Source organism: Nitratidesulfovibrio liaohensis (assembly GCF_011682075.1).
GTDB lineage: Bacteria > Desulfobacterota > Desulfovibrionia > Desulfovibrionales > Desulfovibrionaceae > Cupidesulfovibrio > Cupidesulfovibrio liaohensis.
Genome location: NZ_VSMK01000571.1, coordinates 1 through 13,907 on the forward strand (window position 1 = coordinate 1; position 13,907 = coordinate 13,907).

A 13,907-nucleotide genomic window follows, 5' to 3' on the forward strand; every position below is an offset into this window, starting at 1 on the left:
GCGCGTCGCGGGTGGAATCCACCCCGCGCGTGGCCCCCGCCGCACCGGCCAGGGCCATGATTTCCGAGCCGTTGCCGCGCACGATGGCCGGGCGCACCCGCTCCATGAGTTGCGCGGCGGTGGCGGTGCGCAGGGTGGACGCGCCCGCGCCCACCGGATCGAGCACCACGGGTATGCCCCGCTCGCGCGCGGCGGCACCGGCCAGGAACATGCTGTCGATCCACGGCGCGCTCAGGGTGCCGATGTTCAGCACCAGCGCCGAGACGATGTTCACCAGTTCCGCCATTTCCTCGCGCGCGTGGGCCATGATGGGCGAGGCCCCGGCGGCCAGCAGCGCGTTGGCGGTAACGTTCATGACCACGAAATTGGTGATGCTGTGCACCAGGGGTGCCTGGCGCCGCACGGCGTCCACGTTGCGCCATATATGTTCGGTATGGGGCATGCGCCCTCCTTGTTATGAACTGCTCGTGTCGTCCCTGCCGGGGCAGGCAACGGAAATTTCGAAACTTCCCGGAATCGCATCCGCATCTTACGAACGGCGGACGCCGCGTCAACCCCGCAATGCGGCGGTGGGGAACCACGCCTGCCGCAAGCGCTCCAAGGCCGCCGCGATGTCCGCCTCGGACAGCATGCCGTACCCGATGAACAGGCAGTTGCCCGGATACCGCCGTGCATCGGCCCAGAACGGCGATGCCGGGTACACGCGCACCCCGTGCGCCGCCGCCCGCTCCACCAGCGCGGCCTCGCCCGGCCCGTCGGGAACCTCCAGCAGCAGGTGCAGCCCGGCGTTGTGCCCGTGAATGCGCACCCCATCGCCCATCAGGCGGGTGGCCGTGCCCACGAAGACATCGTGCTTGCGCTTCTTGGCCAGGCATATCCGCCGCAGATGCCGCTCCCAGTGCCCTTCAGACATGAAGCGGGCCAGCACGGCCTGCTCCAGCCAGGGCACCGTGCACTGGAACCCCGCGAACACCGTGCGGAACCTTTCCGCCAGCTGCTCGGGCAGCACCATGTACGACATGCGCATGCCGGGCGACAACGTTTTGGAAAAAGTTCCCGTATAGATGACCCGACCATGCCGGTCGATGGACTGCAACGAGGGGATGGGCCTGCCGTCGTAGCGCAGTTCGCTGTCGTAGTCGTCCTCCACGATCCACGCGCCGTGCTCGGTGGCCCAGTTGAGGACTTCCATGCGGCGGCAAATGGGCATCACCGCGCCGGTGGGAAACTGGTGGGACGGGGCAATGTGCACCACCCGCGCGGACGACGCCCGCAGCGCCGCCACGTCGATGCCGTCGCCGTTGACGGGGATGGGAACGGTGCGAAAGCCGAAGCACTCGTAGGCCCGCCTGGCCCCGCTGTAGGCGGGGTCTTCCAGGGCGACCTGTGGCACCTGCTCCGCCTCGTCGTACTCGCGGCGCAACAGACGCGTTACCGCCATGATCGACGGTTGCAGGCCGCTGCACATGACCACCTGGTCTGCGGTACAGCGCACGCCCCGGCTGCGGTACAGGCAGGCCGCCAGTTCGGTGCGCAGGCGCAGGTCGCCGTGGGCATCGCCATACACGTGCATGCCGTCGGAGGCGATGCGCCCGGTCCGCGCCTCCTCCATGACCGCGAACAGCAGCTTGCGCCAGACGACGTAGGGAAAGGTGGCGGCATCCAGATTGCCGTAATGGAAATCGTAGTCCGGCAGGTGCGCGGCGGGCTCCTCGCGATTCTCCGCCTTTCCGCATCCTTGCGCCGCAGGGCCTTCCGGTACGTGCAGGTCGCGCTGGATCACGTTCACCCGGTACCCGGAACGCGGCAGCACCGACACGTACCCTTCCAGCACCAACTGGGCGTAGGCGTTTTCCACCGTGTTCTTACCGGCGCGCAGATCGCGGGCCAGGGCGCGGATGGACGGCAGGCGCATACCCTGCGGCAGCGCGCCGGTAAGGATGTCCTGCTTCAACTGGTCGTAAATCTGCTGGTACAGCGGCGCATCGGCGGCGGCATCCAGGTGCAGCATCAAACACTCCTGGCGGTACGGTGGCTGAATTGCCGACTCCCGGCGCGCACGTCTGTCGGCGCGGGCAACTCTGCTCGGCTTACACCGCCCGGCTGCCCTTACCGTGGCTGTCCGCTTTCGAAAAAACGAACTGTCCCTATCCATGCTGGCTAAAATTGCACTAAGCACGGGGACAGAAAACATCTACCCGGAGGTTCCCATGCAGGCAAGAATGAAAGACCACCCCCTCTCGCCGGAACAGATCGCCCACCTGCTGGACACGGAACTTGTGGGCAGGCTGGCCACCAACGGCACCGATGGCTGCCCGTACGTCACGCCGGTCCATTTCGCCGTCATGGACGGCACCATCTACATCCACGGGCTGGCTGCTGGCGAAAAGCTGCACAACATCAGACGCGACCCCATGGTCGGGTTCGAGGTGGACAAGATGCACTCGCTCATCCACCACCCCGACCTGCCCTGCGACACCAACACCGCCTACGAAAGCGTGATCATCCGGGGCCGGGCGTCGGTGGTGCAGGACACAGCCACCGTGACCCGCGTGCTTGACGCCATTGTGGCCAAGTACACCCCGCAGCACGCCGGCAAGGGTTACCCGCCCAACATGCTGAAGATGACCGCCGTCATTGCCGTGGACGCCACCTCGTGCACGGGCAAGTTCTACCCCGCCTAGCATTTGGGATTGCCTGAGGCGCACCAGGGTCGCATCTGGGTCGCACCGGGGCGTAAAGGACGCGAATGGAAAAGGGGCGCCCCACCATCATGGTGAGACGCCCCTTGCTGGTTCACATTGTCGGCGGGCAAAAGGGTAATGCGCAAGCGGCCCGTATGCCCCGCCCCGCGCTATCGACCCAGATACTCGCGCAGGCACTGCCCGAGGCGCGCGATGCCCTCGTCGATCAGTTCCGGGCTGGAGTTGGAGAAGTTGAGGCGGAAGGTGTCGTCGGTCTCGTCCACGTAGAACGGACGCCCCGGCACAAAGGCCACCTTGCGTTCGATGGCCTTGTGGAACAGCGCCTCGGCGGAGATACCTTCAGGCAGGGTACACCACAGGAACATGCCCCCTTCCGGCTCGGTGTAGGCCACCTCTTCCGGAAAGTGCTGACGGATGGCCTGCACCATGGCGTCGCGCTGGGCGCCGTAGCGGGCGCGGATGGAGGCGATGTGGGTGTCCACGTCGTTGTCCATCAGGTAGCGATGCAGGATGCGCTGGGTAAAGCCGGGGGTGTGCAGGTCGCTGGCCTGCTTGGCGGTGATCATGGGGTTCAGCACCTCCTGCGGGGCACACACCCAGCCCAGGCGCAGGCCCGGTGAGACCACCTTGGAAAACGAACCCAGCAGTACGGACGGCGCGCTCGCGTACGCCCGCACCGGCGGCAGATGCTGCCCCATGAAGCGCAGTTCGCCGTAGGGGTTGTCCTCCACCAGCAGGCAGCCGGTTTCGGCCATGATGTCGGCAACCTCGCGGCGGGTCTGCTCGTCATAGGTGATGCCGGACGGGTTCTGGAAGCTGGGCACGGCGTAGAATACCTGCGCGTCCCTGGCCGCCTGACGCAGGGCGTCCGTATCCACCCCGCGCGGGGTCAGGGGCACGGTGACGAAATCCGGCCCGAACACGGCAAAACACTGGATGGCCCCAAGGTAGCCGGGGCGTTCCATGACCACCTTGCCGCCCCGGTCGATGCACGCCTTGGCCACCAGGTCCAGTGCCTGCTGCGAGCCGGTGGTGATCAGGATGTCGTCGGGCGAGACATTGATGCCTTGCCGCTTGTAGCGATCGGCAATCCATTGGCGCAGGGGCGGAAAACCCTCGGTGGTGGTGTATTGCAGGGCTTCCGGCCCGGCTTCTTCCAGCACGCTGGCCGCCGCGCTGGCCACCGCGTCCACCGGGAACGACGCCGGGTGCGGCAGCCCCCCGGCAAAGGAAATGATGTCCGGTTGCGCCGTCACCTTCAGGATTTCGCGGATGTAGGAACGGGGCACGCTTTCCATGCGCTGGGCAAGACGCATTACAGTTTCCTCCGCCGCCTTTGGGACGGCATCTATCTATGCGGGCAACCGGCCCGCGTGGGGTCTGACGAATACGCAGTGAAACCTGAGGGAATCTCTCATGCGCGCTGCGCCGGATTCAGTTGTTCACCTCGGGCTCTTCACCCGCCATGAACCCTTCCGGCATGGAAATGATCGAAATGTCGTGCTTGTCGGCCAGGGCGATGCTTTCCTCGCGGTCAAAGAACAGGGTCTTGCCCGCTTCCAGCGCAAGGCAGGTGTAGCCGTAGTCGGCCAGCACCCGGATGGTGCCCGCGCCCAGCGCGGGCAGGTCGATGCGGTCGTCCTGGCCGGGCTTGACCACCTTTACCGCCACGCAGCCCTCGCCACCCAGTTCGCCGCCGCGGCGCAGGGTGGCGTCGGTGCCTTCCATGCCTTCCACGGCCACGGTCATGCCGCGCTTGACCACGATGCACTGGCCGATGTCCAGCCGCCCCAGCACGTGGGCGATGGGCCAGCCGTAGCGGATGTCGGCCCATTCCTCGTCACTGGGGGGGCGCTTGGTCAGCACGCCCTCGGGCGCGCGCAGGCCGGGCACCAGCGAGGCGGGCTGCACCACGGCAAGCCCTTCCGACTCCAGTTCGTCGATCACGGCACGCAGGATGGCGTCGTCGCCCTTGGCCCGCAGGCGGAACAAGACCTTTGCCGCCCGCAGGTCGGGCCGCAGGTCCAGCGCGCGGGGCTTGCTGATGGCCCCGGCCAGGCACAGGCGACGCACCCCGTTGTCGCGAAAGAAGTCGATGAGCTTGCCGAGCTGCCCCAGGTGCAGCATGGCGAAGGCGTCCGCCTCGTGCTCCAGCGCCTCGTCGGTGTGGCCATGAAAGCCGCACATGACCACGGATAGCCCTTCGGCGCGCGCACCGCGCGCCACCAGCGCCGGAAACTGTCCCTTGCCTGCGATGATGCCGATGGATTCGTTGCTCATGCTGCTCCAGTGCGGGTATGTGCCGTGTGCGTGTGTTTCGTGCGTATGCTTGCCGTGCAGCCGGGCATGGCGCCGCATTCGTGCCACGCCTGTCCTCGTCGCCCCCCCCCCCAGAAAACGGCGAAAGGGGGAAAGGGGCCCTGGCCCGCTTTCCCCCTTTGGCGGAATGCCGGTGCATTCCGTACGGGCTATACGGGCGTTCCCTGCGATGCGGGCAGAATGCCGCGCTCGCTGGCGCGAATGAATTCTACGAATAGAAGAACTTCGGGGTAGTTGCCAAGCTCGTATTCCAGCTGTTCCAGGGCCTCCTTGCGGGGAACCTCGGAATTCCAGACCAGCCGGTAGGCGTTTTTCAGCGCGGCGATGAGCTCGCGCGAGGCCTGCATGCGGCGCAGGCCCACCAGGTTGGGGCTGTGCACCCCGGCGCGATGGCCCACGGCCAGCATGAACGGGGGCAGATCCTGCGCGATGCCGCTCATGCCGCCCACGAAGGCGTGATCGCCGATGCGCACGAACTGATGCACGGCGGAAAGGCCGCTGAGGATCACATGGTCACCCACGTGCACGTGCCCGGCCAGTGTCGCGCCGTTGGACATGACGATGCCGTTGCCCAGAATGCAGTCGTGCGCCACGTGCGTGTACGCCATCAGCAGGTTGCTGCTGCCGATGCGGGTCACCCCGCCGCCGCCCTCGGTGCCCCGGTGCAGCGTGGCGAACTCGCGCACGGTGTTGCCGTCGCCCATTTCCAGGGTGGTGATTTCGCCGTGAAATTTCAGGTCCTGCGGCTCGCCGCCCACGCAGGCATAGGAGTGGATGTGATTGCGCGCCCCCATGCGGGTGTGGCTTTTGACCGAGGCAAAGGCGTCGATGCGCGTATCTGCCCCGATGACCACATCCTCTTCGATGACGGCGCAGGGGCCGATCACCACGCCGTCGCCAAGCCGTACGCTCTCATGCACGAACGCGGAAGGATGCACCTGCGCGGCCACTACATGTCCTCCCTGTTGGTCACGGCGGCGGTCATCACCGCCTCGGCGGCCAGCTTGCCGTCCACGTAGGCGAAGCCTTCCATCTTCCACAGCTTCAGCTTGTGGCGCAGCAGGCGGCAGTGCAGTTCCAGTTTGTCGCCGGGGTAGACCGGCTTGCGGAAGCGCACCGATTCGATGCCGGTGAACAGGAACAGCTTGTCCTCCACGGGGGTGTCGGTGCTCTTGACCACCAGGATGCCCCCGGCCTGGGCCAGGGCTTCCATGATCAGCACGCCCGGCATCACGGGCACGCCGGGAAAGTGCCCCTCGAAGAACGGTTCGTTCATGGTCACGTTCTTGTATCCCTTGATGTACTCGCCGGGGACGTATTCCGTCACCCTGTCCACCAGCAGGAAGGGATAGCGATGGGGCAGAAGGCCCAGAATCTGGCGGATATCGAGGATGTTCTGTGCGGGGTCGGTCATGTCATTCCTTGGCGGCGAGCTTTTTCAGTTCCTCAAGCTCTTTTTCGAGCTTGCCGATGCGCTTGTACATGTCGGGGAGCTTGGGCATGACGGTCAGGGTGCGCATGTAGGTGGCCTTGTCCACGGCGGGGGCGCCGCCCATGGTTTCGCCGTCGGGAATGCTCTTGGCAACACCCGACTTGGGCCCCAGGGTCACCCCGTTGCCGATGGAAAGATGCCCGGCCACGCCCACCTGCCCGGCCATGGTAACGTCGTCACCCACCTTGGTGGAGCCGGAAATGCCCACCTGCGAGACGATGAGGCAGTTGCGCCCCATTTCTACGTTATGGCCGATCTGCACCAGATTGTCGATCTTGGTCCCGTCGCCCACGGTGGTCACGCCCAGCACCGAACGGTCGATGGCGGTGTTGGCGCCCACCTCCACGTCGCTGCCAAGGCGCACGGTGCCCACCTGCGGAATCTTCTGGATGCCGAAGTCGGTGCGGGCAAAGCCGAAGCCGTCGGCCCCCAGCACCACCCCGGCGTGCAGGTTGCAGCCGCTGCCGATTTCGGTACCGGCCATCAGCACCGCATTGGGGTACAGCAGGCACCCGGCCCCCACGCGGCAATCCTCGCCCACGTAGACGCCGGGAAAAAGAACGGACCCCGCGCCGATGCGCGCACGGGGTCCGATGAATACAAAGGGATAGACGGTGCAGCCTTCGCCCAGTTCCGCCTCGGGGTGCACGAACGCCATGTCGCTCACGCCTGAAAGGCAGCCCTGCGGCCTGGAGAACAGGGCCAGGGTACGCCCGAAGTCGAAGTACGGATTGGCACTGACGAGGGCGCACGGCACGGCGTCCGCATGCTCTGCCGCCACGATCACCGCGCCTGCGCGGGTGTTCGCCAGCAGATGGGTGTACTTGGGGTTCGCCAGAAAGCTCACCTCGGCGGGGCCTGCCGCCTCAAGGGTGTTCACGCCCACGATCTCGCGGTCTTCACCGCGCAGTTCGAGCCCCAGCAGCCCCGCCAACTCGGAAAGCAGTCTGGCCATCAGCCCCCCGCTACTTCTTGCCCGCGCGGTACACGCGGTTCACTTCTTCCAGAAGTTCCTTGGTCACGTCGATGGTCTTGTCGGCATGCACCACGCCGGCAGCGGCGCCGTCGAGGATCAGGGTGTAGCCCTTCTTTTCGCCGTAGTCCTTGGCGGCCTTCAGGATGATGGCGGCCATTTCCTGGCGCACACGCATTTCTGCGGATTCCACCTTGCGGGCGAAGGCGCGGGTCTTGTCCTCAAGGTCGCGCTTCAGGCGGATGAATTCCACCTTCTTGTCTTCCTTCGCTTCGGCGGACAGGGCCGCAGACTGGACCTTCATGTCCTCGGCCTTCTTCTTCAGGTCGTTGGCCTGCTTTTCCAGCTGGTCCCTCTCGGCGCCGAAGGTGGCCTTCATCTTCTTCTGGGCGTCCTGTGCGGCTTCGCTCTGGGAGGCGATGGCCTGCATGTTGACGATGGCGATCTTCATGTCGGCGGCAACGGCACCGGTGGTCCAGGCAAGGACGAAGGCCGCGGCCAGGATGAGAACTCTACGCATGCGAAGCGACTCCTTTGAAAGCACCTTGGATGAGTGGCAGCCGGAAACCGGCGTAGCTTGCAATGAATGCGATGCGGCAGATACCGATTCGCGGGCACCCCAAGCACTGCCGGACGCCGCCCGACGTCAGGCCGGCACCGTTCCCCCGGTGCCTGCCGCATGCCGCGCCAGGGGGCGCGATATGCAGGGGTTCGCGGTCAGTTATCCCCTTGTCGATGGGGCGTCAAGCGGTGCGACATCACTGTGAAAAACGGGCGAGTTTGCGCTTGTACGATGCCACGCCCTCGGCGATGCCGTCGGCCAGGGTGGAAAGGTACTTTTCCGAGTTCAGGCGGCGCGCCTCGTCCGGGTTTGTGCAGTAGCCAAGCTCCACCAGCACCGAGGGCATGCGCGCCCCCATCAGCACGTAGAACGGGGCAGAACGCACGCCGTTGTCATGGGCGGGAAAACCGTCGCGCCGCAGCCGCCCAAGGGCGGAATCCTGCACGAAATTGGCCACGTCGCGCGATTCCTGGGTCTTGGCGTTGAGCATGAGGTCGGTGAGGATGAATTGCAGATCGCTGAGACTTTTCTCGCTGACGGCGTTTTCACGCGCGGCCACGCGGGTGGCGCTGTCCGTTCGCGCAAGGTCGAGGTAGTAGGTCTCGAAGCCGCAGATGCGCGGATCGTTGTTGGCGTTGACGTGCAGCGACAGGAACAGGTCGGCCTTCTTGTCGTTGGCGAAGGCAGTGCGCTTGTCCAGCGGCACGAACACGTCCCTGTCGCGGGTGTAGAGGACCGAAAAGCCCATGCGGCGCAGGCGTTCGCCCACCATTCTGGCCATCTTCAGGGTCAGGTTGCGTTCGACGATGCCGTTGCCCATGGCACCGGGATCCTTGCCGCCGTGGCCCGCATCGATCAAAACGGTGTGCACGGTCAGGCCCAGTTGCTCCACCAGGTCCTTGGGCGGGGTGGACGGCGCGGCCTTGTCCGCCTCGCGCACGGGCACGGACACCCGCGAATCGTCGGGCCGCTGGCCATCGGGCAGGGCCGCATCTGTGGCGCCCACCTCTATGACCACCCGGTACGGGTTGCGCACGGCCTGCACCTTGTACCGCCGGAGCGCCCTGAAATCCAGGATGACCCGGGTGTGGCCGGACGAGGGCTGGTCTGAACGAACCCGCGTCAGCAGCGCGCCGGACACCTTGGCGCCGGGCTTCACCGCGTCGTCGGGCAGGGCATCGGAAAAGTCGATGTACAGACGCGGCGGGCGGCCTGCGCCGTTGTCCGGCGCGGCATACTGGCTGCGCCATTCCGTCTCGCGCGAAAGTTCGATGGTGATGGTGGCCCGGTCGTTGTCCGCCCGCCACGACACCTGACGCAGCACGGCGGGCCTGCCCGCACGCGCGGGGGCAGGGGCGGGGGCGGCAGGAGACACAGCCTTTCCCGACTGTCCAGATGGAACTGCTGAACCAGACGGGCCCGATTGGACAGATGCCGTGATGTGCGCGGCGGTCAGGTCCGCCAGCAGGGCGCGGGCCTCTCCGGCCATGTCGCCCTTGGGGTAGCGGCGCAGCTGCGCTTCCAGCAACTGGTGCGCCCCGTCGGCGTCGTCCAGGCGGGTGGCCCGCAACCGCGCGGCGCGCAGCATGCAATCGTCGGCCAACGAATCATCGGGATAGGCGGCCACCACCTCATTGTAGCGGGTCACCGCCGCGAGAAAATCGTCCTTGCGCCACGAGCGCGCGGCCAGTTCCTCTTGCGCCACGGCCATGCCGTAGGCGGCATTGGGGGCCAGGTCCCCTTCCGGCGCAGCATCCCGGGCGCCCTCGTACAAGGCCATCACGCGCAGCCACGGCTCGCGCAGGGCCGCCCGTTTGGCATCGCCGCGCACGGCATCCAGTTCCTTGCGGGCCTCTGCGTACAGCTTCGCGGCCTTGGCCGGGTCGCTGCGCGCGCCTTTTTTTGCCTTGGCTGGCGCTTTGGGAGCGGGAACGCCGTCCGAGGCAGAGGCCACCGCCACCCCGCCGCCCGCAGACCGTGCGGAATCACCCGCCGCCGAGGCGGGCACGTCGTCGTCCTGCTCCAGACGGCCGGACCGTCCCACGGCCACCGGCACCTTGGGCGCATCGCCGCCGGGCCCGCCGGAAAGTGCCGCCAGCAGATCGCGGGCGGGGTCGGCCATGTCGCCGCTGGGATAGCGGGTCAGAATGGTGTCCAGCAGCTTGCGCGAGGCCACGGCATCGCCAAGGCGGTTGCCCCGGATGTCCGCCGCATGCAGCAGCGCGTCGTCGGCCAGAACATGCCACGCGTACTTGGCGGCCACACGCTCGAAGCGACGGGCGGCGTCCTCGAAATCTGCGGGGCGGAACGAGCGGCTGGCCAGTTCCTCCATGGCCAGCGCGCCGTGGAACATGGCGGCCGGCACGTTGGCCCAGCGCGGATGCTCGCGGACCGTGGCGTCGAAGCGGGACACCACGCGCTCCCACGGTTCGCGCAGCGCACCGCGCCGCGCGTCCCGCTTAAGGGACTCCAGTTCCTTCTTTGCGGCGGCATATGCGGACGCGGCATCGCCAGCCTTCGCCGGAGCGGGAAGGGTGATGCAGCAAGCGAATGTGAGGGAAAGCAGAAGGAGGGCGAAAAACCTGTGCATGTCCGTTCCTGGGTTCCGCCGGGCGGCCACGGCGCAGTGCGGCCTGCAGCACCCCGGACGGGCTGCGGCGGCGGCAAACCCTACCGCAACCCACGCATCGTTGGCAACAGGTACCCGCGTGCGGGCCCGCCGGGCAGATATGCCGAACACGCCTGCCGACAAACGCCGCACGCAGGGACGAGCTATCCGCCACGGTCGGCGAGCGGCATCCGGCGCCCACAGGGCATGCCGCCGCGCGCTGCCGCCTGCCACGCAAACGGGGCGCGGCCTGCGCCGCGCCCCGTCATGTTGCGTATGATGCACCGCCCCGTTGGGCGTCTCCGCAGGCTAGAAGAACTGGCCCATGGAGAACTCGAAGCGACCATTGGTCTTGTCGCCTTCGCGGTTTTCATCAAGCGGGTAGCCGTAGGCAAAGCGCAGATCGCCCATGGGCGAACGCCACCGCAATTCCAGGCCCACCGACTTCTTGATTTCGTCGTCCCAGTTGAATTCCGCCCGCGAGTCGGAGTTGAAGCCGATGTCGAAGAACGGCACCAGGGCAAGGCCAAGTTCGGAATGGAACACCCAGATGTATTCCATGTTGGCGAAGGCCATGCGGTCGCCGCCGATGCGGTCGCCGGTATCCGGGTCGCGCGGGGAGATATCCTTGGAACTGTAACCGCGGATGGAGTCGATGCCGCCGATGTAGAAGCGTTCGAACACCGGGACTTCCTCGCCATCCTTGGTTTCCAGCACCACGCCGCCGCGCATGCGTCCGTGCAGCACGTGGTTGGGACGAATCTGGTAGTATTGCTCGGTTTGGGCCGTAGGCTTGAAGAAGTTGTCGTCACCCATCAGGAGGCCGCCGCCGTATTCGGTGAATATCTTGGTGATATTGCCCCGGGTCGGGTTATCGCGGCTGTCGGTGGTGTCGCGGGTGACGCGGCCATGCACGACGCTGGACACGTTATCGCCTTCGCGGTCCCTGATGATCTTGGCGGCGTCGTCCTCGATGTCGTACAGCTTGTAGAAGTCGAGTCGGTAACCCCAGCCCACGGTGGTGTATTCCCCGATGGGGTAGGCAAAGCGGATGGTGTTGCCGATGGTGTTCTTGCTGAAGTCCGTGAACTCGTCACGAATGTTGTAGGCGTCGTAGCCCACCGACAGGTTGGTATCGTTGTAGCGCGGGTTGGTGAAAGACCACTGGTAGGCGGTGCGGCGACCGGAGAACAACGCCATCAGCGAGGTCTGGTAGCCCTTGCCGAACAGGTTGCGCTCCATGATGGTGCCGGACACGCCGAACTCGTAGTAGGTGGAGTAACCCACGCCACCGATCAACGCCCCGGTGTTCTTTTCCTTCACCTTGACCTTCAGGTCCACTTCATCCTCATGCTCGGTGGGCACCAGTTCGGTGGACACGCTGTCGAAGTATTGCAGCTTGTTCAGGCGTTCCGCGCTGCGGCGCAGCTTCTTGCCCTCGAACATGTCGCCGTCGGTGATGCGCAGTTCTCGCAGGATGACGTTGTCGCGGGTCTTGTCGTTGCCTTCCACCAGGGCGCGGCGGATGTACACCTTCTGCCGCTTGCTCACGGTGTAGGCCACGTCCACCACGGGTTCGTCCTCGTGCTTCCTGGTGCGGGGTGTCACCTCGGCGAAGGCATAGCCGTAGTCGGCGTAAAAATCGGTAAGGGCCTTGTTGTCTTCCTGCATCACGTTGAAGCGGAAGAACCCGTCTTCCTTCTTCACGTCGTCCAGCTTGACGATTTCGGCCAGGCGGGTGTCGGGCTCGATGAGGTCGCCAGCGAAAGTCACCTCGCCCAACTTGTAGCGCGGGCCTTCCTTGATGGCGAAGGTGACGATGATGCCGTCCTCTTCGTAGTCCACCTTGGGGGAGGCCACCATGGCGTCGAGGTAGCCGTGGTTCATGCAGTAGGCGGTGATGGCGGCGGAATCGCGCTCCAGATGTTCGTCCTTGAGCACGCCGGACCCGGTGATCCACGAGAACATGCCGCGCTCGGACAGCGCCAGTTGCTTTCTCAGGTCGTCGGCATCCAGCTTTTCAACACCTTCGAAGGCCACCTTCTTGATGTACAGCTTCTTGCCTTCCTCCACCTTCAGCACCAGGCTGGCCCCCGTCCCGCCCGCGCGCGAATCTATGCGGTGCGAAACCTTGGCCAGGTAGTAGCCTTCCTTGCGGTAGAGTTCGGTAACCTTCTGCAGGTCCTGCGCAAGCAGCTTTTCGTTGAGGACCGAACCGGTCTTGGTGCTCATGGCGGCAAGAATGTCGTCCACGTCCACCTTGTCCGAGCCCTCTACGGTAACGTTTTCGATGCGCGGCTTTTCCTGCACCGTGTACACGAGGACCAGGCCTTCGCCGTCCTGCTCCACGTTGGCCTGCACGTCGCTGAAGTAGCCAAGATCCCAGATGCGCTTCACTTCGCGGTTGATGGCGGCCGGGTCCACCGGGTCGCCCTTGCGGGTGGTCAGGCGCATCAGCACCACGTCTGGGTCCAGCACCTTGGTGCCGCGCACCTTGACGTCGGACAGGGTGTTGCGGCGCAACAGGTCGGACGAGATGCGCTCGGCCAGTTCGTCCACGGCGGGCAGGACGTTGATCAGCCCTTCCTTCTGGATGAAGAAGGGGCGCGCGGCGCGGATGCCCAGGGCGTCCACCACGCGCACGTCGATGCTGAAGCCTTCGCCCACCTGGTTGAAGCTGCCGTAAACGGCAACGCCCGCGCCCGCCAGAACCGACAGGTCGCGCGCGGTGGACACGTCCAGGTTGGTCACGTGCTGGGCGCGCACCAGGGCCTGGGTGTCCTGCCGGGCAATGACGGTAAGCCCGCGCGCCACCAGGCGCTGCGAAATGAGTTCCGGCAGGTCGTCGTTGAGATATTCGAGGTCCGGTCCGGCATTCACCTGGAAGGGCAGGACGATGACGGTGGTATCCCTCGGCGTCTGGGCCGGAGAGGTTGCCGCGTGTGCGAGCACAAGCAGGGCCACCGCAAGGATGCGCCCCCATCTAGCGAGTCTGGTCATACAGCTCTCCGGCTCTGAGTTCTAGGCATCTGCCCATGATGTCTGCCAATTCGCGGTTATGGGTAACGATGACGAGCGTCATGCCCAGTTCCCGATTGAGATCAAGCAGCAGGCGCGCCACCACGTCGCCGGTGCGCGCATCGAGGTTGCCCGTGGGCTCGTCGGCCAGCAGCACCTTTGGCCGCATCAGGATGGCCCGCGCGATGGCGGCGCGCTGGCGCTCGCCGCCCGACAGCGTGGTTATGCTT

General features: G+C 65.8%; 12 protein-coding genes. 1 reads left to right on the forward strand and 11 read right to left on the reverse strand.

Features of this window, described 5'->3' with window-relative positions; translation table 11 throughout:
- Together thiM and pdxR are read right to left on the reverse strand one after the other, a co-directional pair.
- Window positions 1–442, reverse strand: a 442-nt coding sequence (gene thiM / locus FVW27_RS16065) for a hydroxyethylthiazole kinase (protein ID WP_208294844.1), incomplete at its 3' end; no start/stop codon positions are given.
- 108 nt (window positions 443–550) lie between these two features.
- Complete coding sequence (pdxR, locus tag FVW27_RS16070) at window positions 551–2,011, reverse strand: MocR-like pyridoxine biosynthesis transcription factor PdxR (RefSeq protein ID WP_167127045.1); 1,461 nt, start codon at window positions 2,009–2,011, stop codon at window positions 551–553.
- Between the two features lie 211 nt (window positions 2,012–2,222).
- Here pdxR and FVW27_RS16075 point away from each other — a divergent pair, with 211 nt between their 5' ends.
- Window positions 2,223–2,684 (forward strand): pyridoxamine 5'-phosphate oxidase family protein, encoded by a 462-nt coding sequence (locus FVW27_RS16075; protein ID WP_167127048.1) that lies wholly within the window; start codon window positions 2,223–2,225, stop codon window positions 2,682–2,684.
- Between the two features lie 170 nt (window positions 2,685–2,854).
- Here the strand turns inward: FVW27_RS16075 and FVW27_RS16080 are convergent, their stop codons facing one another.
- The 9 genes from FVW27_RS16080 to FVW27_RS16120 all read right to left on the reverse strand — a co-directional run.
- A complete protein-coding gene (locus FVW27_RS16080; RefSeq protein ID WP_167127050.1) occupies window positions 2,855–4,021 on the reverse strand; it encodes an aminotransferase-like domain-containing protein in 1,167 nt (388 codons plus the stop codon).
- A gap of 118 nt (window positions 4,022–4,139) precedes the next feature.
- On the reverse strand, window positions 4,140–4,985 hold the full coding sequence (locus tag FVW27_RS16085; protein WP_167127053.1) for an LpxI family protein: 846 nt from the start codon (window positions 4,983–4,985) through the stop codon (window positions 4,140–4,142).
- Window positions 4,986–5,173: 188 nt separating this feature from the next.
- Window positions 5,174–5,974 carry an acyl-ACP--UDP-N-acetylglucosamine O-acyltransferase gene (lpxA, locus tag FVW27_RS16090; RefSeq protein ID WP_167127056.1) on the reverse strand — a complete coding sequence of 267 codons (801 nt, stop codon included), beginning with the start codon at window positions 5,972–5,974 and terminating at the stop codon, window positions 5,174–5,176.
- Window positions 5,974–6,438 (reverse strand): 3-hydroxyacyl-ACP dehydratase FabZ, encoded by a 465-nt coding sequence (gene fabZ / locus FVW27_RS16095; RefSeq protein ID WP_007527376.1) that lies wholly within the window; start codon window positions 6,436–6,438, stop codon window positions 5,974–5,976. The genes lpxA and fabZ overlap by 1 nt, the downstream gene beginning before the upstream one ends.
- Window position 6,439: 1 nt before the next feature.
- Window positions 6,440–7,471 carry a UDP-3-O-(3-hydroxymyristoyl)glucosamine N-acyltransferase gene (gene lpxD, locus FVW27_RS16100; RefSeq protein WP_167127059.1) on the reverse strand — a complete coding sequence of 344 codons (1,032 nt, stop codon included), beginning with the start codon at window positions 7,469–7,471 and terminating at the stop codon, window positions 6,440–6,442.
- 10 nt (window positions 7,472–7,481) lie between these two features.
- Window positions 7,482–8,009, reverse strand: a complete 528-nt coding sequence (locus tag FVW27_RS16105; RefSeq protein WP_167127061.1) for an OmpH/Skp family outer membrane protein — start codon at window positions 8,007–8,009, stop codon at window positions 7,482–7,484.
- A gap of 238 nt (window positions 8,010–8,247) precedes the next feature.
- Window positions 8,248–10,641, reverse strand: coding sequence for an N-acetylmuramoyl-L-alanine amidase (locus FVW27_RS16110; RefSeq protein WP_167127064.1), 2,394 nt, complete (start codon window positions 10,639–10,641; stop codon window positions 8,248–8,250).
- Window positions 10,642–10,968: 327 nt separating this feature from the next.
- Window positions 10,969–13,659, reverse strand: a complete 2,691-nt coding sequence (bamA, locus tag FVW27_RS16115; protein WP_167127067.1) for an outer membrane protein assembly factor BamA — start codon at window positions 13,657–13,659, stop codon at window positions 10,969–10,971.
- The coding region (locus FVW27_RS16120; RefSeq protein WP_167127070.1) for an ATP-binding cassette domain-containing protein at window positions 13,643–13,907 on the reverse strand (265 nt) is incomplete at its 5' end. The genes bamA and FVW27_RS16120, both read right to left, overlap by 17 nt.